Below are 18,667 nucleotides of genomic sequence, written 5' to 3' on the forward strand. Positions count from 1 at the left end.
ATGAAATGCGGTGAACCGCATCTGGTGCCGACGGCGAGACTCGAACTCGCACAGCTTTCGCCACTACCCCCTCAAGATAGCGTGTCTACCAATTTCACCACGTCGGCACTGCACTGCAAGGGGCGCAATTCTAGCGTTACTTTTCGCGTTTGTGAAGAGGGTGTGACACGATGAGCGGATGCGTGAAGGCGATCCCGGTAGAATTCGTGCGATCGCCCCGATGATCGCCGCAACCGCAACCCGTTTTCTTCGCGTGACACATACCCTCGAACAACTGCAGGCCGGGCAACTCGCCGGCGCACGGCAACTCAAGCTCGCATGCGGGCTGACCGAGTTTCCGCGTGAAATTTTCGATCTCGCCGACACCCTCGAAGTGCTCGACCTGACCGGCAATGCGCTCACCGCGCTGCCGGACGACCTGCCGCGCCTGCATCGCCTGCGCATCCTGTTCGCATCCGGCAATCGCTTCACCGCGTTTCCCGCCGTGCTCGGTGCGTGCGAACAGCTCGACATGATCGGCTTCAAGGCGAACCGGATTCAAACGGTGCCGCGCGGATCGCTGCCGCGCGCGCTGCGCTGGCTGATCCTGACCGACAACGCCATCGACGAATTGCCCGCCGACATCGGCGAATGCTCGCGGCTGCAGAAGCTGATGCTCGCGGGCAACCGGTTGCGCGCGCTGCCGGCGGAAATGGCCGCTTGCCGCGCGCTCGAACTGGTGCGCCTGTCGGCGAATCGTCTGGAGGCACTGCCGGACTGGCTGCTGCGCCTGCCGCGCCTTGCGTGGCTCGCCGCTGCCGGCAATCCGTTCGGCGCGGCACCGGAAGCCGCGGCGTCGGCGGAACCGGGCGTCGCGGACGTCGATTGGGCATCGCTCGCGTGCGAGCAGAAACTCGGTGAAGGCGCCTCGGGCGTGATTTACCGCGCGCAATGGACGGCGGAAAACCGTGCGCCGCGCGCGGTCGCGGTCAAGCTGTTCAAGGGCGCGGTGACGAGCGACGGCCTGCCCGATTGCGAAATGGCCGCGTGCCTGCACGCCGGCCGCCACCCGAACATGATCCCGGTGATCGGCAAGGTGCGCGGGCACCCGGACGGCACGCACGGCCTCGTGATGGAGCTGGTCGATCCCGCGCTGACGAACCTCGCGGGGCCGCCGAGCTTCGCGACCTGCACGCGCGACGTGTATGCCGACGGCACGAGATTCGAGCCGGCCGCGGCGCTGCGGATCGCACACGGCATCGCATCGGTCGCGGGCCATCTGCACGAACGCGGCATCATGCACGGCGACCTGTATGCGCACAACATCCTGCACGACGGCGCCGGTGGCGCGTTGCTCGGCGATTTCGGTGCCGCGTCGCTCTACGACGTGAACGACCGCATGCGCGGCGCACGGTTCGAACGGCTCGAAGTGCGCGCGTTCGGTTACCTGATCGGCGAGTTGCTCGATCGATGCGAGCCGCGAGCGTGGGCCGGCAGGCACGCGCTCGACACACTGGCGGCAGCCTGTTTGAACGAGGAGGTCGACGCGCGGCCGTCGTTCGTGGAGATCGCCGCCGCGCTGGCTGCGCAAACACGCTGACGGGATTGCGCGGCAGGATCGATATCGAGATGCGTGCGCTTACGCCTGCCGCGCAGTCAGCAGCTTGATCCCGAGCCCGACGAACAGCAGCCCGCTGGCGCGCTTGAGCGCACGCACCGCGCGGCTCATGCCGAAGCCGCGATGGAATCGGCGCACGCCGGCCGAATAGACGCTGTGAACGACCACGACGGTGCACGCGATCGTCGCGTACATCACGACGAACTGCAGCGCGAGCGGGCGGTCGTGCACGATGAACTGTGGCATGAACGCCGACAGGAAGATCATCGTCTTCGGATTGCTGCCCGACACGAACAGCGCCTCGCGAAACAGCTTCCTGCGGTCGGGCACGGCGACGTCCGCCGCGCCGGTCGACGCGGCGGCCTTGCGTTCGCCGCGCAGTTGCCTGACACCCAGGAACATCAGGTACGCGGCACCGACCACCTTCATCGCGACGAACAGCGGCGGCATCGCGGCCAGCACTGCGCCGACGCCGAGCGCGACGAGCACCACGACCACGCCTTGCGCCGTGAGGTTGCCCGCGATCGTCGCGGCCGTGCCGTGCGTGCCGTAGCGCACCGTGTTGCGGATGACGAGCAGCACGTTGGGCCCCGGCGACAGCGTCGTGGCGAGATAGGCTGCGGCAAACAGCATCCAGGTCTGAATGGACATGCGGCGCTCCGAGAGGCGGTTCCGGCGGGCGGGATGCCACGATGATGCCACGCCAATAAATGGCGCAGGCGTGCGCCGGAACCGTCGCGTCAGCGTGCGTCGCGCATGCAGTACGCGGGGATCGACGGCGGCGTATCGATCGCGGCGGGCCGCGTCATCCACGCGATCCAACCGGCCCATATCCCGCAGACGATCAGCACGGCGACGTTCAGCGGCGTCCGGTAGCGGATGATCAGGTCGGCCAGCGGCTGGCGGTTCTTCATGTTCGTCTCCTTCGTTCGTTGCGGACGCAACGTTACTGGCCGGCGTACGACGGCGCTCTGGCGTCGCAGGTCACGGACACTGTCGAGCCGTCCGCGAAATGCAGCCGGAACGGCACCTTGGCGCCGGGCACTACGGTCTGGCGCGGGTCCTCGAGCATGACGTGATAGCTCTTCGGCTTGAACGTCACCGAACCGTGCGCGGGCACCTGGACCGATTCGACATGAACCATCTTCGCGGTGCTGCCGTTCGTTTGCGTTTCATGCAGCATCGCCATCCCGTAGGCGGGCGTGTCGAGGCCCGTCAGCGTGACGGGTGCGTCGCCGTCGTTCTTCAGCGTGAAGTAGCCGGACGACGGCACGGTTGCCGGCATCGCACGGATCCAGCAGTTTTCTGCCTGTACGGCCGGCGCGGCGAACGTGGCGGGGGCTTGCAGCGCCAGCAGTGCGAACAGCAGGCCGGTCGGAATCGAGCGTTTCATGGTTGGTTATCCTGATGGGTGGATGCAGCGGGGATCGGCGGCGACGCGACCGGCGCGGAACGCCGATGCGCGTCGCGAACATCATTTCAGCGTGAACGTGTAGTGGCCTTGCGTGCGATGGCCGTCGCCGGCCACCGCGATCCACGCGACCGTGTACGTGTCGGCGCTCAGGCTGGCTAGCGCGACGTGCATGCGTTTCCGGTTGCCGGCGTCGACGGACGATTTCCCGTCGACGACCGACTGCCCGTGGCTGTCGGTGACGGCGATCGAGCTGAAAGCGGGCTCGAGCGCTTCGCTGAAACCGATCGACACCGCGTGCGGTGCGGTTGAAAGCGTGGCGTTGGCGGCGGGCTCCTGCGTCTTCGGCAGCGCGTGGGCCTGGGCGGCGTGGATGACGACGAAGCCGAGGGCGGCGAGTGCGCCGCGAATGAAAGTAGCGGTTTTCATGGTCGAGTGTGCTAGTGGCGAATCGGTTGGAGCAACACGGATTCGACGGACGGGTGCACGCACACCGTCGCAGCTGCGCCGATGGCGGCCGATGCCAGTGCGACCGCGCGCGGCCGGACGTTCGCCCGCGAGCGAATGTCGGCGCGACAGTACGAACCGGAAGCAGCCAGCCGCACGCACGGCACGACGCTGTGCGCAACACGGTGAGACATGATCGTCCTTCGAAACGTGACACGTCGCGCACGCCGGCGGCGTGCGCGAGCCACGCGATGCGCTACGGCATCACGGGCGTTGACGACGAATCAGGACGCGAACGGAGGGGCGCGCGGTTGCGCGGCCGTGAGCGGCAGCGCGCGGCGCAGGCTTTCGAAGCGGGTCGCTTCGCGATGCTGAATGACGTGCACGTTGGCCGCGAACGTCAGTTCGGGCGCGGGCAGAGCGGGCGTATGGGCAAGCAGGCTGCAATAGCCGCATGCCTGGAGGTGAGACTGCAGGCTCTTGCGCGACGAATCGGCGGCGCGCTCGCCGATGGCCGGCGCGGCCGTGCAGTAGCCGGCCAGCAGCGTATCGACGCGCTGCTGCGTCGTCAGTGCCTGCGAGATCGTCGGCGCGAGCGCCGTCATCAGGATGGCGAGCATCCCGATCAGACTGCCGATCTTCCGGAGGCGACGACTCAGCATGCGATGCGCGGCGGCGGTTGGGCGACGATGGAGCGGATTATGCCACGCACGTCGATTCGCATGTCGACACGGCGGTGCGGCGTTGCGGCGCGCTATGCGTGCTTTGCCAGATATTTCGTGACCAGCGTCATCTGCGCGGCCCAGCCCTGATCGTTCATCTCGCGTGCCTTCGCGCGGCGCGTTTCGATCAACTGATCGAAGCCCGTTTCGGTGACCGTGAGCAGCGTGCCGCCGGCCTGTGCCGCGAGCGCGAACGTGACGAGCGTCATCGGCTCGGAGGCGTAATCGATATTCGGGTCGATCGCGAACGGATGCCAGCGAAACGAGAACAGTTGCTTCGGCTCGACGCGGTCGACGACGATTTCGAACACCATACCCGCATAGGGCTCCTGCGTCTTGGCGACATCGTCGTCGACGCGGGTCGGCGTGATGCGGCCGAACAGCGGCTGGCCGGCCGCGAACGGCCCGTCGAACGTTACGCCGAACCACTGGCCGAATTCGCCGGAATTGCTGACGGCTTCCCACACGCGGTCGGGCGATGCGTTGAGCAGGGCCTGTTTTTCGATGCGATCGGTTTGCTGGGTCATGACGTTCTCCACACGGGATCAACCTTTGCGGGACGGCACGCGCGACCGCGTGCCGCGTCTAGTCGAGCATGACCGCGTCGGGCACGTCGAGCACGAGGTCCGACGTCGCGACGGCCACGCATGGCAGCGTATAGCCGTCGGCCTTTTCCTCGCGGCTCAGCCCCGGCCATTCGATCGTGTAGCGTACGCTGCCGCTGACGATCCGGCAAAGGCAGCTTCGGCACGTGCCGTTGCGGCACGAGCGCGGCAGCGACACGCGCGCGAACGCGGCGGCTTCGAGCAGCGTGAGCGAATCGGGTGCATCGAAGGTCGCGCCGAGCGGCTCGATGCGCACGAGGGGAAGGTGTTCCGGATGGGTCATGGCGGAGGCGGGCGGCGGTTCGGCGGCAACGCGTCAAGCATACCCGAACGTGCTGGCGGCCGGCGTCGGCCGGCCGCTGGCGTCAATGCCGGCGCAGGTGCCGGTACACGGTATTGCGGGCGAGGCCGAGTTCGCGCGCGGCCGCCGACACGTTGCCGCCATGCCGCGCAAGCACGGCGTCGATTACCGCGGCCTGATGGCTTTGCAGCGTCGTACCTTCACGCGTGCCGGCCGATTCGGCCGGCGCTGCGGTGGACGACGCGGCCGGTGCGTCGTCGCAGTCGAGCCAGAAATCGTCGGGCAAATGGGTGAGCGTGATTTCGGCTTCGTCTTCGGCCAGCATGCCGGCCGTGCGCAACACGTTGGTCATCTGGCGCAGGTTGCCGGGCCAGCGGTGGCGCGTGAACGCGTCGAGCACGTCGGCCGCGATGCGGCGCGGCATCGGTTCGCTGCGCGCGAGTCGCGCGAGAATCCGCTCGACGAGCGCGGGCAGGTCGGTGCGTGCGGCAAGCGCCGGCAGCGTGACCGCGAGCCCGTTGATCCGGTAGAACAGGTCTTCGCGGAACGTGCCTTCCGCGATCATCGCGCGCAGGTCGCGATGGGTCGCGCAGACCACCCGCACGTCGACCGGCACTGCGCGCGCGCCGCCGAGCGGCATCACCGCGCGTTCCTGCAGCACGCGCATCAGCCGGACCTGCTGCGCGAGCGGCATGTCGCCGATTTCGTCGAGAAACAGCGTGCCGCCATCGGCCTGCACGATCTTGCCGGGGCTGCCGCGCTTGCGCGCGCCGGTGAACGCGCCGTCCTCATAGCCGAACAGCTCGGCCTCGATCAGCGAATCGGGCAGCGCCGCGCAGTTGACTGCCACGAACGGACCGTCCGCGCGCGGCGATGCCTGGTGCAGTGCGCGGGCGAGCCATTCCTTGCCGGTGCCGGTCTGGCCGAGGATCAACAGCGGCAGGTCGCGCCCGCGGATCTTCGCGACGCGTTCGAGCACGGCGGCCATGCGTGCGTCGCCCGTGTCGAGCGTCGCGAACGTGATCGCGTCCGGTTCCGGGTCCGGCGTGCGTGCGCGTGCGGCGGGCGCGGGCGGCGTGACGGCGACGGTGGTCTTGTGCGCTTCCGCGAATTCGCAGCGTGCCAGCACGCGTACGCCGGTTGCCAGCGTGAGGCGGAACATCGCGCCGGGTGCGCGTGCCGCCTGCTGCGCGAGCTGGCCGAAGCGCATGCCGAACAGCGCGTCGCTGGCCTGATGCTGCAGTGCGTCGAACGACGCGCCGAGCTGGAATTGTGCGCTGCGGTTCGCAGCGATCAATCCGCCGTCGGGGCCGAATGCGACGAGCCCGGCGAACAGCGAATCGACGCATTCCTCGTGCGCATGAAAGCGCAGCCGCAAGGCTTCCGCGCACTGGTTCGCGAACAGGTGATTCTCGATCAGTTGCGCGGACATCCGCACGAGCGCGAGCGTGTGCGGGCTCGAGCCGCGCGGATCGCCGCTGACGTCGAGCGTGCCGAGCGTGCGGCCGAACGGGTCGAAGATCGGCGCGCACGAGCAGGTGAGGATGTGGTTGGCGCGCAGGAAGTGTTCGGCGCCGTGCACCGCGACGGCCTGGCCCGATGCGAGCGCGGTGCCGATCGCGTTGGTGCCGCGTGCGCCTTCCGCCCATGAGACGCCCGTACACAGTGCGACGCGGTTTGCTTTCTCGATGAAGTCCGCGTCGCCGATGCTGTGCAGGATGACGCCGGCGGCATCGGTCAGCAGCACGAGGCTTTGCGTGTCGGCGATTTGCGCGTGGAGGTTCTCCATCACCGGGCGCGCGTGCGAGAACAGTGCGTGATTCGTGTCGAGCAGTTCGCGCAGCGCGATGCGCGACAGCGGCGAGAAATCGGGGCGTTCGTGCGCGCGCAGGCCGACCGCGGTCGAACGCGCATGCGCCTGCGCGAGCAGGTCGGTGCGACCCGCGGTGGCGGGCAGCACGAAGGGTTGCGGCATGACTTGTCTCCTGTCGACAGCAGTTAGCGCTTCAGCGCTTACTGCTGTCCCATGCTTCGCGGTCGACCCGAGTTGGCGCTTTAGCGCTTACCCAGGTCCCATGCTTCGCGGTCGACCCGAGTCAGCGCTCCATCGCTCACCCAGGCCCCATGCTCCTCGAATCTGGCCGATCCGGCGCACGCGCACTCGCCGAAATCCTCTACCGATTCCGGCTTCCGCGTGCGGCGCACCATCGATGTGCGAACGCCGGCCATCCGGGTACGCATCATCATACAAGCGCCGCGTGCGATGCGCGACCGCGAACAAAATCCCCTTGCTTTTAAATGCCCGCCTGCAATGATGGAAATGGAGCACGCACGCGCCGTGTTCCGCATTGCAACATGCATGCGACGCGACATGCATCCGTTCGGGAGACGCATCATGGTTCGGACGGAACTGAGAGTCGTGCTGGCGGCCATCGCCACCTTCATCATGCTGGGCGGCATTGCCGTGGCGATCCACGGGCTGCTGTTCGATCTGACCGATGCGGTGCGATACGGGGCGGCCGCGATTGCGGTGGGCGCCACGACGGCTGCGATTGCGCTCAACGTCTGGCCGACCGATCCGCACTGACGCCGGTTTCCGAAACGGTGCCGGATGCCGCGCTGATCAGATGAAATGCGCGTCGGAACGACGCACGCCGGAATATTTGTCTCCTGCGCGAAACCGTCTAAAGTGGAAGTCAACCGGCATGCATTGTTCGCGCCATCACCCGCCGGCGAGCCCGCGTACATCATCGTCCGGCCGGTAGCGGACGACGGACGCGGTCATTCGTTTTCTACCGGTCGAGGCGGCTCCTATGCAAATCCATTTCACGAACGATAAGCCCGAGTATTCGGGGCGCGACCTGATGCTTGCGTTCACGGCGTTGGTGAATGGCGAGCGCGTCCAATGTCAGATCACCGCCGAGGCGCTGGAAGATCACTTCGGCGCGGCTTCGCCGCGCTTCGAGGACATGGTCGGCGCATTCGACCAGCACCGCGACCGTATCGAGGCGGCCGCACGGCGCCTGCTGTCGGAGACGCGCGCGCAATGCGTGACGTTGCGCAGCGGCTATGTGCGTTTCTACGAGGCCAACTGGCGCTGACGACACGACGCTCGTCTTGCTGCGCGCGTCGCTGAACGCCGCGCCCGCGAAGACGTTGCCTTTCATGCGATGCCGTTCGGCGGGGCCGGGCGGCATTTTCGTATGCGGGCCGTACCGGCACGCTCGCTCGCCGGAATGAGCAGCCGCACGAATTCATCAGGATCGCAGAGGAAATTCCGCGAAAACGAAAACGCCACCGAAGGTGGCGTGTTTTCATCGTGCATCGCGCCGAAGCGCAACCGTCACTCGCTGCCGAGATAGAAGAAGCGGAACAGGAACACGGCGGCGATGATCCACACGATCGGCTTGACCGAGCGGGCCTGGCCCGTCAGCAGCTTGAGGCCGCCGTAAGCGATGAAACCGAACGCGACGCCGTTCGCGATCGAGTACGTGAACGGCATCAGCAGCGCGGTCAGCGCGGCCGGCACGGCTTCCGTTGCATCGTCCCACGGCACCTCGACCATCTCGCGAAGCATCAGGCACGACACGTACAGCAGTGCCGGCGCCGTCGCATACGCCGGCACGACGCCGGCGAGCGGCGCGATGAACAGGCACGCGAGGAACAGCACCGCGACGGTGATGGCCGTCACGCCCGTGCGGCCGCCGGCCTGCACGCCCGATGCGCTTTCGATATACGCGGTGGTCGACGACGTGCCGAGCACCGAGCCCGCGACGATCGCGGTGCTGTCGGCGAGCAGCGCCTTGTTCAGGCGGTTCATCTTGCCTTCGACGAGCAGGCCCGCGCGGTTCGCGACGCCCATCAGCGTGCCCGTCGCGTCGAACAGCTCGACGAGGAAGAACACGAGGATCACGTTGATGATGCCGGTCGACAGCGCGGCGCGGATGTCGAGCTTGAACAGCGTCGCGTCGATCGACGGCGGCGCGGAGAACACGCCGTGGAACTGGTTGTCGCCGAAGAAGAACGACAGGACCGTGACGCCGATGATGCCGATCAGGATCGCGCCGCGCACGCGCAGGTGGTCGAGCGTGACAATTGTGAAGAAGCCGATGATCGCGAGGATCGTGTCGTGCTTGTGGAGATCGCCGAGCGTGACGAGCGTGGCCGGGTTGCCGACGATCACGCCCGACGTCTTCAGCGAGATGATGCCGAGGAACAGGCCGATACCTGCCGTGATCGAGATCCGCAGCGATTTCGGAATGCCGTTGACGATCGCCTCGCGCACGCGGAACAGCGTGACGAGCAGGAACAGGCAGCCCGAGATGAACACTGCGCCGAGCGCGGCCTGCCACGTGAAGCCCATCCCCTTGACCACCGTGTACGCGAAATACGCGTTCAGGCCCATGCCGGGCGCGCAGGCGATCGGGTAGTTCGCGTACAGCCCCATGATGATGGACGCCAGCGCCGCGACGAGGCAGGTCGCGACGAACACGGATTCCTTCGGCATGCCGGCGTCGCCGAGGATCGCGGGGTTGACGAAGATGATGTAGGCCATCGTCAGGAACGTGGTGACGCCCGCGAGTATTTCGGTGCGGAAGTCGGTGCCGGCTTCAGCGAAGCCGAAATACCGCTTGATGGATTCCATGAAGGCGTTTCTCCGGTCGGGTTGTCGTGTTGCTTGTTGTGCCGAATTGTTGTAAAGGCAGCGCGCGGCCGGCTTACTGTAACCAGCCACTATTGCCCGGCTATCGGCGGATTGTAATAGCGCGGATAGCTCGGACGATATAGTTGGAGGGCACGATCGAAAGATCGATCGGCTGCCTGCGCGCGAACGGTCTGGCAGCCCGGCCGCGCGGCGAAGGCGCGCATTTTACCGGTTCGGGCGGAGCGAACCGGAAGAAATGGCGGAAACGGGAGCAGAAACGGAAGCAGGACAAGCGAGCGAGGCCGGCCGATGCATGCGCAACAGCGTGCAAAGCGGGCCTGCAAAGCGACACGCGCGGTGTATCGCGCGTGGCGGGTGCGGGATGACATCCGACTGAAACGGAGCGCCCGCATGCTGCACGAACGCGGGGCAGGCAGCGCGTGCGCGGCCGGTGCGGATGCCCGGCAGCGGCGTGCAGCGGCCATTCGTCAGTCCAGGCGGGTGCAGATATCGGGCTATCGTGCGCCGAAGCCGTCCCGCCCGCAACTGTCATTTCGCGATGCGGGGGCGACTGTGGTTTCTGTGTAAAAGATTGCAAGACCCCATCGCATAAACCGGCAAGTCTTTCTAGGATAGATACACCGCGCATGCACACGCCGGCCGGTAATTGCCGACGCGGGGGAGTCGCAGTCCGTGCAGGCCTGGCGGTGAAGTGCGGTCAAGGCCGTTGCGCGTTCGGGCAGGCACGGCCGATTGCGATTGCCCGATGCGGGTTCGTCCGTAATCACGGAGGTCAGCATGTTGAACTGGATCAGCCGCTGGGCGATGCGACACGCCCCCACGCCGGAAAAAACCGCTGCGTCGATGCTCGTGACGGCGCGCATGGAACTGTTCTCAGCCGAACAGCGCGTCATCGATGCGAAATTACAGGCGGATTACTGGCGCACACGTGTGTCATTCCTCGAAGAGGTGCAGAAGCAGGGCATCGATCCGTGGGTGACCTCGCAGGCTTCGCAACGACCCGAGCTCGATTCCACTCCCCGAAGCACGGGCCCGCGTCTCGCCGCCAGCACTTGATGCACCTGCTGCATCGCGGCGCGCGATCGCTCGCGGCACGCACCGGCGTGCCGCGTCATTCGATGCGCACCTGCGGCGCGTGACGCCGCGGGTGCGTCCGTTTCCGGTCGCGGCCGTGCCGCGTCTCGCGTGCCTAGACGGCGCGCCGTTCATCCGCTCCTTCTCCCTATCCCGAAGAGCAAACGTTGCACTTGCGCGAGCGTGCGCCTGAAGCGCTCGCCGCGACGCACGTACGCGGTCGTGAGCGTCGCTTCGGCCGACCGGTCGGCATCGGTGCCGAGCCAGATGCGCTCGCCGCGTGCGATGCGCAGCACGTCGCCGGGCTGCACCCAGCAATCGTCGACGCTCGGCGGGCGCGTAACCCACAGCGCCGCGCCATGCGTGCGCAGCTCTGCATCCTGCGGCGCGCGCCAGGTCAGCGTCGTGCGTGGCGCGACCGCGAAACGGATCACGACAGTCGGTAACGCGATCGTGCCGGCACAGCGCCGATCGGAACGGTCAAACAGCGGGCTTGCCTGGTCCATCGTCTTCTCCATTGAGTGAGCCGGATGGATGACGCGCACCAGAACAAAAAGGCCTCATCCGTTTCCGGTGAGGCCTTGTGTGACATGCGGTACTGCTCGATTGCTAACGCACAAGCGCCTCCCGTGAACCATTCTTTCGAATGTTCATCGATCGATGAATCGCGACGGGGATGAGCGTGTACGTAGGCATGCGAACGAGTTTGTCTTCGTGGAGCAGCGTTGTCAACGACAATTTTCAAGATAGGCGCGGGTGATGCGTCGGCTGCCTGGCGAGTGTGCGCGGCGCACCCATGAGCGCGTGTGCCGCGACGCGTTCGTCATTCGCGACTTCGACATCGTTCGCGCAGCAAGCTGCGCATCCGTGCGAGCGCACGCGCCAGCCACGCGCCGCGTCTCATCGCGTACGCGGTCGTGATCGATGCTTCGACCGGACGGTCGTCGTCGGTGCTCATCCAGATGCGATCGCCGCGCTGCACGTGCAGCACGTCGCCGGCTCGTATCCAGTAGTCGTCGACGCTGCCCAGTCGCGTGACCCACAGCGCCGCGTCGTGCACGCGGATCTCGGCATCGTTTCGTGCGTGCCACGCCAGCGTCTTGCGCGGCGCGACCGTGAATTGCATCACGACCCGCGGCAATGCGATCGCATCGGTGCGGCACCGATCGGGGCAGACAACCAGCCGGCGTGCTTGGTCCATCGTCATCTCCATCCGTTGAGCCGGGCGGGATGACGCGCACCAAAACAAAAAGGCCTCATCCGTTTCCGGCGAGGCCTTGTGACATGCGTAACTGAATCTCGATGCTAACGCACAAGCGCCTCCGGTGATCGCCGCGGGTGGGCGTTCACTGGTGTTTTATGCGCGATGGCGTTGGGCTTGAGCATAGGCATGCGAACGAGTGTGTCGTGGCACCGCAGCAATGTCAACGGAAATTTCGAGATACGTGACGGTTACGCGTCGCGTTGCGCGAGGCCGTTCACGAGCAGCTCGGACAGCAGGCCCGTCATCCCTTCCGGGTGCGTGGCCGCACGTGCCTTCAGCTGTTCGACGAGCTCGGCGTTGAGCTTGCACGCGAACGGCACGAGGCCCTGTTCCTGGTCGAGCTTGCGCTGCGCGCGGCGGTCGAGCTTGGCGGCTTCGTCGGCGCCCTTGCCGAAACGCGCGGGGCCAGATTGCTTCATCGCTTGCGTCAGCTTGAGCGCCTTGTTCTTTTCGAGATCGGTTTTCTTCATGGCCATCGCGGCACCTCCGGGAAATTGAAGCCGCGATTGTACGCATTTCGGCGGGCACCGCCCGCCGAGCCGGCCGGAAACGCGCTCAGGCGCCCTTCGTCGTGCCCCAGTTGCCGCCGTGCGCGGCTGCCTGCGCGGCCGGCGAGCGCTCGAGGTAGGCGAGCGCCTGTTCGGTCGAGCCTTCGTGGTGCGGCGTATAGCTCGGCTTGAAATAACGCAGTGCCGCGCCGATCACCTTCCAGAACGACGGCAGGTGCCCGCGCCGCGAGCCTTGCCACCACGCGAGCACGAAACCCGGGTAGCGGCCGGCGTCCGGATCGCGCTTGTACATGAACTTCGCGCCGGTCGTGATGTAGTAGAGCAGCAGCAGGATCACGAATGCCATGTGCACGCAGCGCTCCGGATAGCTGCCGCCCAGGTGCCGGTAGATGTCGAACGCGACGGTACGGTGCTCGACTTCCTCCGCGCCGTGCCAGCGCAGCAGGTCGACCATCGTCGGGTCGGCACGGCCTTCGTCGAGCCCGTGCGCGTTGAGCACCCAGTTGCCGAGATAGCCGAAGAAATGCTCGAGCGAAGCGATCACCGCGAGCTGCTGCCGCAGCCAGAAACGCGTGTGGCCGATCTTCAGCCCGAGCGGCTGCTCGCCGAGCACGCGCGTGAACAGCCGGTTGAGCTTTTGCGTGAACGGCTTCGTGTCGATGCCGTGCCGGTCGTAGTAGTGCTTCAGCACGCCGCCGTGCGAACGCGAATGCACGGCTTCCTGGCGCAGGAAGCCTTCGGCCTCGTCGCGCAGGCGCGCATCGGTGATCAGTGGCAGCGCCTTGTTGTACACGCGGCAGAACCACAGCTCGCCTTCCGGGAACAGCAGGTTCAGCGTGTTGATGATGTGCGTGCTGCCCGGATCGTTCGGCACCCAGGTGATCGGCGTGTCGCTGAAGTCGAACTTCACGTGCCGGGCCTTGATCTTGTGATAGTCGGCGGTATCGGTCATCTCTGTCTCCCTGTGCGGCGTCGTGCGCCGTCAATGCGATGCCATGCTGACGCGGGCGATCATCCGGCCGAGCCACGGCATGAAGCGGCCGACGAAGCGCATCGCATGCGCCTCGCCGCCGACCGCGACGACGGGGCGGTTGCGCAGCACGCCGTCGACCATCGCCTGCGCGACGGTTTCGGGTTTCAGGCCGCGCATCTGGTACAGCTTCGTCGCGCGCTTGCGCAGCCGCGCTTCGTCCTGTGCATTGGCGCCCGCGTATTGCGTCGACGCCATGATTCCGGTCTCCGCGAAGCCGGGGCACACGGCCGTCACGCCGATGCCTTGCTCCGCGAGTTCCGCGCGCATGCATTCGCTGAGCATCAGCACGGCGGCCTTCGTCGTCGCATACGCGGGCAGGTCGCGCGACGGCCCGAACGCGGCGGCCGACGCGGTGTTGACGATGTGCCCGCCGGTGCCGCGCGCGGCCATCTGCTGCGCGAACAGCCGCGAGCCGTGGATCACGCCCCACAGGTTCACGTGCAGGATGCGCTCCCAGTGCCGCGCGCTGGTGTCGAGGATGCCGCCGGCCATGCCGATGCCCGCGTTGTTGATCACGACGTCCGCGCCGCCGAGTGCGCTGCCGACCCACGTCGCCAGCGCTTCCATGTCGTCGGCGGACCCGACGTCGACGCGTTTCGCATGGGCCTGCGCACCGGTCAGCCCGATCAGCAGCGCGGTGCGTTCGGCGCTCGCGAGATCGATGTCGCACGCGACGATCGTCGCGCCTTCGCGGGCGAACGCGAGCGCCGCGCAGCGGCCGATGCCGCTGCCCGCGCCGGTGACGACCGCGACCTTGCCGCTGAAGCGGCCGCTCGTTGCGCGGCGGCGCGCGTTCGCGAGCGCGGGCGGTTCGTTGCCCGACTCGACCGCGTCGATCAGTTGCCCGGCGAGATCCGCGAAGCGCGCCGGGTCGGCGAGCGGCAGCCAGTGGCCGGCCGCGACTTCACGGCGGTAGTGCTGCGGCACCCAGCGCGACAGGTTCTCGGACAGCGCGGGGCTCACGTACTTGTCGCCGAGCGGCACGATCGTCTGCACCGGCGCATGCGCGTAGCGTTCGCGCGGCGCGAACAGGCAGCGGATGAAGTTCGCGCGATAGAGGCGCACGCCGCGCGCGCCGTCGTCGGCTTGCGTCGGGCGCGGCGCGACGGGCGTTTTCTCGAGCCGGCGCAGCAGGCGCGGCCACGCGCGGCCGAGCCACAGCCGCCAGCCGAGCTCGGGGATGAACGGCAGGTGGAACAGGTACACGTACCACGATCGCACGAGCTGGCCGCCGAGCTTGGCAAGCGACGCGGGCGTCGGGCGCAGCACGCGTTCGCGTAGCCAGAAGCCGACGTGGTCGAGGCACGGCCCCGAGCACGACGTGTATGACGCGATGCGGCCGGAAAGGCGCGGATCGGTGACGAATTCCCAGCCCTGGATCGAGCCCCAGTCGTGCGCGATCAGATGCACGGCGCGGCCGGGGCAGAGCGCGTCGATCACCGCGACGAAGTCGTCGGTCAGTTTCGCGAGGTGGTAGTCGGCCGTGCGCTTCGGCGCGCCGGACAGGCCCGCGCCGCGCACGTCGTAGGCGATCACGTAGTGCTTGCGCGCGAGCAGCGGCGCGACGTGCTGCCAGACGCTGCTGTCGTCGGGATAGCCGTGCACGAGCACGACCGGCGAGCGGGCCGGGTCGCCCCAGGTCCTGACCGCGAGCGTCAGGTCGCCGGAGGCGACCGCCGTTTCGCTATGAACCGATTCGAACAGGGCCAGCGGCGCTTCGTCGGAAAGAGGCTGCATCGTGAGTCCGTCGTTCAGGGATTCGGGAGAAAGGGCGGGGGCGCGTCAGGCGGCGGCCGGCACGGTCGCGACGGCCTGCGCACGCTCGGCCTGGCGGCGCTGCCAGCGGCGCACGTGCGGCAGGTCTTCGTCGAGCCAGTACGCGTCGTCTTCGGTAATGACGAGCAGCTCTTCGAATTTCGCGCCGACGCCGGCGAAGCCGAGATGCGGCTCGACGGCCCACAGGCCCGGCACGGGCGCATGCTCGGAGCGGCGGTCGATCGACCACAGCGGCGACCAGCCCTGCTGTTTCGCCGCGCGGCCCTGGTCGAGCAGCAGGTTGCGCGTCGCGTTCAGCCCGAAGCGCGCGACGAAGCGCGGCTTCGACAGCTTGTGGATCTTCGCGACGCGATGCGCGAGCACCTTGAACGGATAGGCCTTGTGGCGCGGCTCGACGCCCTGGCGGCGGCACAGCGCGTCGACTTCCTGCGCGACCTCGGCCATCGACCGGCGCTCCTTCACGAGCCGCACGATCATGTCGCGGTGGTCCATCAGGTCGTCCTGCAGCTGTTCGAGGATCGGGTTCTCGCCGAGGCAGTGCGCGTAGCCGACGTCGGCCACGATGCCGTCGAGCACCGGCGCGACGTCGAGGATCACCGGCATGTCGGTCTCGAGCTGCCGGTTGCTCGGGAAGAACGCGAGATTGAAGCCGCCCATGTGCTTGAGGCCCGAGAAGCCCTCGAACGCGGTGCGGTCGCCGAACCACGCGAACGGCTTGTGCAGCCAGTCGTGTACGCCGTTGTCCTGCAGCCATTCGGTCAAGAGGCGCGCGGCTTCCTTCTCGGTGATGCCGGGGTAGAGCATCGCGCCGACGGTCTCGACACAGCGGTAGGCAAGCTGCTGGACCGCGCGGAATTGCGGCAGCTCGTCGAGGTGGACTTCCGGCAGCGAGTGGTCGGCCATGATGCGTCTCCAGATGTCGGCCTGAGCGGGCGCGTCGGCGCTTGTCGACCGGTGTGGGTGTTTCAGCACCGGCTCCGGTCCCGCGCAAAGCGCGCGCCGGTCCCGGGCGAGGCTGGGGCGCTGATCCGGAATGCACCCGCCCGCGTCACCGCGGCGGTTTATTCAGTCAGCATTTAATGTGTCATTGAGTAATGTAATGATCATAGCCGGTTCGGCGTCGCGCGCCAGCCCCCGGGGGTGAGGATTTGTCCTAATGGAAGGGCGAAATGGAGGGGAGCCTCTAGGTTTCCGGACGATGTCGAGAGCGGGCCCGTTGCCGGCCCGGGTGACCGTCTTCGGCCATCTTGTGACGCCCGGCATGTCGCGCCGGATCAACTTGCCGTCGCGTCGCGACGTGACGCTGTCAAATTGCCGAAATAATTTCGTCACATCATTCGCCCCCAATTCGAAGCCGCCCCGGCTTCGCCGCGGCGATGAACCGTCGGTGCGCTGCACGGGGCAGTGACCGAAGCCGATTCGACATTTCCACGGAGAGAGACCATGCAACGCCGCCAGTTCATGAATACCCTTGCCGCGGCGACCGCTGCGACGTCGCTGATGCTCAAGGCCGCTACCGCCGACGCCAGGAGCACGACCGCGCCGGACGCGCTGGACCCGGGCCGCTGGTCGGCGTTCAACGCCGCGCGCCTGCAGGCAGTGCTCGACCAGCATGGCGTCGCGAGCGCGCGCTACGACGAAAAGCGCCGCCCGTACGCGGTGTTCGACTGGGACAACACGTGCATCATGAACGACTGCGAAGAGGCGTTGCTGATGTACCAGATCAACCATCTGCAGTACAAGCTGACGCCGGACGAATTCGTCGGCGTGATGTGGAAGGACGTGCCGAAGGGCGCGTTCATGAAGGACTACACGACCGTCGACGGCAAGCCGGTGACGATGGAGGATCTCGCCGCCGACGTCGAATCCGACTACCGCTGGCTCTACGCGAACTACAAGGGTTTCGGCGGCGAGAAGAGCCTCGACGAGATTCGCGAGACCGATCAGTTCAAGGATTTCCGCGCGAAGCTGTACTTCATGTACGACGCGATCTGCGACACGCACCCGCTCGAAGTCGGCTACAAGTGGATCATCTACTTCTACAAGAACATGACGACCGCCGAGTTGCAGGCGATGGCGGAAGCGTCGGACAACTACGGGATCGGCGACGCGCTGCGCAAGGTCCGCTACGAAAGCCCGAAGACGCTGCCGGGCAAGGCCGGCGTGGTGGCCGACACGCATTTCCACGGCATCCGCATTCATGAGGAAATCCGTGCGGTGATGCACACGCTGCGCGCGAACGGCATCGACGTGTACGTGAGCACCGCGTCGCTCGACGATGTCGTGCGCGTGTTCGCCGGCAATCCGAACTATGGCTACGGCGTGCCGCCGGAGAACGTGATCGGCCTGCGCCTCGACATGCGGGACGGCAAGTACACGAGCACCTATCCGGCCGGCTGGCATTTCAACTGGGGGCCCGGCAAGACGGTGGGTATCCGCAACGTGCTCGAATCGAAGAAGGGCTACGGCCCGCTGCTGGTGTTCGGCGACAGCGACGGCGACGCGTGGATGCTGCGCGACTTCAAGGACACGGCAGCCGGCGTGATCGTCAACCGGATGAAGAAGGGCGAGATCGGCGCGGACAGCAAGCTCGCGGCCGAGCAGATCGGCCAGCCGGACGCGCGCTTCCTGCTGCAGGGCCGCGACGAGCACACGGGCCTGATGATTCCGGACGAGAAGTCGATCAAGTACGGCAAGGCCGAGCGCAAGCTGCTCGCTTGACGTGTGCCGGGTGCCGGGCCGTCGCGGCCCGGCGCCCGGCGGGGGCGACGGCTGCTCCGCGCAGGCCGGAACACGCGCGTTTCAGCGCTCGTGCGGCATGCCCAGCCGCTCCAGCAACGCGCCGATCAGATCGATCGGCAGCGGAAACACGATCGTCGAATTCTTGTCCGCGGCGATTGTTGTCAGCGTCTGCAGGTAGTGCAGCTGCATCGCCTGCGGCTGCTTCCGGCACCTGCAGCTCGCCTTCCGCATGAATCACTTGCACGCGACGCTCGCGCTCGGCGAGGTCGTGCTTGCCGACCGCCCGGCGCCACTTCGTCTGCGCGAGCTGGCGAGGGGGGAAATGAAGGAGAGGTTCCGGACCGGGGGCCGGGAACGAGGAGAGCGACAGAGATCGATCGGGTGTGGGAGTGGCACCGAATCTGGAGAGGGGAGCGGATCGAGCGCACAACGGAGGAGGCGGACAATAAAAAAAGGACGCTTGCGCGTCCTTTTGCCGTCTGAAGTGTTGCGCATCGTCGAGAGGCGTCCCCAGCGTTTT

Annotated in this window: 20 protein-coding genes, 1 tRNA gene and 1 pseudogene; 5 read left to right on the top strand and 17 right to left on the bottom strand. The window is 66.9% G+C overall.

Annotation, left to right across the window (positions count from 1 at the left end):
• Positions 1-22: 22 nt before the first annotated feature.
• Positions 23-107: transfer RNA gene (locus tag HAV18_RS25945), tRNA-Leu, on the bottom strand.
• 146 nt (positions 108-253) lie between these two features.
• Here HAV18_RS25945 and HAV18_RS25950 point away from each other — a divergent pair.
• Positions 254-1,579 carry a leucine-rich repeat-containing protein kinase family protein gene (locus HAV18_RS25950; RefSeq protein WP_166961726.1) on the top strand — a complete coding sequence of 442 codons (1,326 nt, stop codon included), beginning with the start codon at positions 254-256 and terminating at the stop codon, positions 1,577-1,579.
• Between the two features lie 39 nt (positions 1,580-1,618).
• Here HAV18_RS25950 and HAV18_RS25955 read toward each other — a convergent pair whose 3' ends face one another.
• From HAV18_RS25955 to HAV18_RS25990, 8 genes are all read right to left on the bottom strand, one after another.
• Positions 1,619-2,248: a LysE family translocator gene (locus tag HAV18_RS25955; protein WP_166961729.1), complete on the bottom strand. Its 630-nt coding sequence runs from the start codon at positions 2,246-2,248 to the stop codon at positions 1,619-1,621.
• An 89-nt stretch (positions 2,249-2,337) separates the two neighbouring features.
• On the bottom strand, positions 2,338-2,511 hold the full coding sequence (locus HAV18_RS25960; protein ID WP_166961732.1) for a hypothetical protein: 174 nt from the start codon (positions 2,509-2,511) through the stop codon (positions 2,338-2,340).
• A 32-nt stretch (positions 2,512-2,543) separates the two neighbouring features.
• Positions 2,544-2,990, bottom strand: coding sequence for a copper chaperone PCu(A)C (locus HAV18_RS25965; protein ID WP_166961735.1), 447 nt, complete (start codon positions 2,988-2,990; stop codon positions 2,544-2,546).
• Between the two features lie 81 nt (positions 2,991-3,071).
• Complete coding sequence (locus tag HAV18_RS25970; protein WP_166961737.1) at positions 3,072-3,437, bottom strand: copper resistance protein CopC; 366 nt, start codon at positions 3,435-3,437, stop codon at positions 3,072-3,074.
• 302 nt (positions 3,438-3,739) lie between these two features.
• A complete protein-coding gene (locus tag HAV18_RS25975) occupies positions 3,740-4,117 on the bottom strand; it encodes a DUF2946 domain-containing protein (protein WP_166961740.1) in 378 nt (125 codons plus the stop codon).
• 92 nt (positions 4,118-4,209) lie between these two features.
• Positions 4,210-4,704 carry an SRPBCC family protein gene (locus HAV18_RS25980; RefSeq protein WP_166961743.1) on the bottom strand — a complete coding sequence of 165 codons (495 nt, stop codon included), beginning with the start codon at positions 4,702-4,704 and terminating at the stop codon, positions 4,210-4,212.
• Between the two features lie 58 nt (positions 4,705-4,762).
• Positions 4,763-5,065, bottom strand: coding sequence for a 2Fe-2S iron-sulfur cluster-binding protein (locus HAV18_RS25985; RefSeq protein WP_042977775.1), 303 nt, complete (start codon positions 5,063-5,065; stop codon positions 4,763-4,765).
• 82 nt (positions 5,066-5,147) lie between these two features.
• Positions 5,148-7,058, bottom strand: coding sequence for a sigma-54-dependent Fis family transcriptional regulator (locus tag HAV18_RS25990; protein WP_166961745.1), 1,911 nt, complete (start codon positions 7,056-7,058; stop codon positions 5,148-5,150).
• Positions 7,059-7,394: 336 nt separating this feature from the next.
• Here HAV18_RS25990 and HAV18_RS25995 point away from each other — a divergent pair, with 336 nt between their 5' ends.
• Positions 7,395-7,670, top strand: coding sequence for a DUF2964 family protein (locus HAV18_RS25995; RefSeq protein ID WP_240674446.1), 276 nt, complete (start codon positions 7,395-7,397; stop codon positions 7,668-7,670).
• 226 nt (positions 7,671-7,896) lie between these two features.
• Positions 7,897-8,184: a DUF1488 domain-containing protein gene (locus HAV18_RS26000; protein ID WP_166961748.1), complete on the top strand. Its 288-nt coding sequence runs from the start codon at positions 7,897-7,899 to the stop codon at positions 8,182-8,184.
• 242 nt (positions 8,185-8,426) lie between these two features.
• Here the strand turns inward: HAV18_RS26000 and HAV18_RS26005 are convergent, their stop codons facing one another.
• A complete protein-coding gene (locus HAV18_RS26005) occupies positions 8,427-9,728 on the bottom strand; it encodes an NCS2 family permease (RefSeq protein WP_166961753.1) in 1,302 nt (433 codons plus the stop codon).
• A gap of 798 nt (positions 9,729-10,526) precedes the next feature.
• Between HAV18_RS26005 and HAV18_RS26010 the strand changes: the two genes are divergently transcribed.
• Positions 10,527-10,805 (top strand): hypothetical protein, encoded by a 279-nt coding sequence (locus HAV18_RS26010; RefSeq protein WP_129515545.1) that lies wholly within the window; start codon positions 10,527-10,529, stop codon positions 10,803-10,805.
• A gap of 149 nt (positions 10,806-10,954) precedes the next feature.
• Here the strand turns inward: HAV18_RS26010 and HAV18_RS26015 are convergent, their stop codons facing one another.
• The 6 genes from HAV18_RS26015 to HAV18_RS26040 all read right to left on the bottom strand — a co-directional run bounded on the left by HAV18_RS26015 (position 10,955) and on the right by HAV18_RS26040 (position 16,308).
• Positions 10,955-11,329 carry a DUF2917 domain-containing protein gene (locus HAV18_RS26015; RefSeq protein ID WP_166961756.1) on the bottom strand — a complete coding sequence of 125 codons (375 nt, stop codon included), beginning with the start codon at positions 11,327-11,329 and terminating at the stop codon, positions 10,955-10,957.
• Positions 11,330-11,646: 317 nt separating this feature from the next.
• Positions 11,647-12,024 (bottom strand): DUF2917 domain-containing protein, encoded by a 378-nt coding sequence (locus HAV18_RS26020; protein ID WP_166961759.1) that lies wholly within the window; start codon positions 12,022-12,024, stop codon positions 11,647-11,649.
• A gap of 251 nt (positions 12,025-12,275) precedes the next feature.
• On the bottom strand, positions 12,276-12,563 hold the full coding sequence (locus HAV18_RS26025) for a hypothetical protein (protein WP_166961762.1): 288 nt from the start codon (positions 12,561-12,563) through the stop codon (positions 12,276-12,278).
• Positions 12,564-12,642: 79 nt separating this feature from the next.
• The gene (locus HAV18_RS26030; protein WP_166961765.1) at positions 12,643-13,548 is read right to left on the bottom strand and encodes a metal-dependent hydrolase; all 906 of its coding nucleotides are present in this window, start codon (positions 13,546-13,548) and stop codon (positions 12,643-12,645) included.
• A gap of 30 nt (positions 13,549-13,578) precedes the next feature.
• Positions 13,579-15,366 (bottom strand): SDR family oxidoreductase, encoded by a 1,788-nt coding sequence (locus tag HAV18_RS26035; RefSeq protein WP_166961767.1) that lies wholly within the window; start codon positions 15,364-15,366, stop codon positions 13,579-13,581.
• A 45-nt stretch (positions 15,367-15,411) separates the two neighbouring features.
• The gene (locus HAV18_RS26040) at positions 15,412-16,308 is read right to left on the bottom strand and encodes a M24 family metallopeptidase (RefSeq protein ID WP_166961770.1); all 897 of its coding nucleotides are present in this window, start codon (positions 16,306-16,308) and stop codon (positions 15,412-15,414) included.
• Between the two features lie 540 nt (positions 16,309-16,848).
• On the opposite strand from HAV18_RS26040, the gene HAV18_RS26045 reads away from it, so the two are divergent.
• Entirely contained in the window at positions 16,849-18,126 is a 1,278-nt protein-coding gene (locus HAV18_RS26045; RefSeq protein ID WP_166961773.1) for a haloacid dehalogenase-like hydrolase, read from the top strand.
• 81 nt (positions 18,127-18,207) lie between these two features.
• Here HAV18_RS26045 and HAV18_RS26050 read toward each other — a convergent pair.
• Positions 18,208-18,433 (bottom strand): annotated as a pseudogene (locus HAV18_RS26050) (slipin family protein); the annotation flags it as partial.
• Positions 18,434-18,667: the final 234 nt, after the last annotated feature.

Origin of the sequence: Burkholderia sp. D-99, assembly GCF_011605345.1 — a bacterium.
Taxonomy (GTDB): Bacteria; Pseudomonadota; Gammaproteobacteria; order Burkholderiales; family Burkholderiaceae; genus Burkholderia.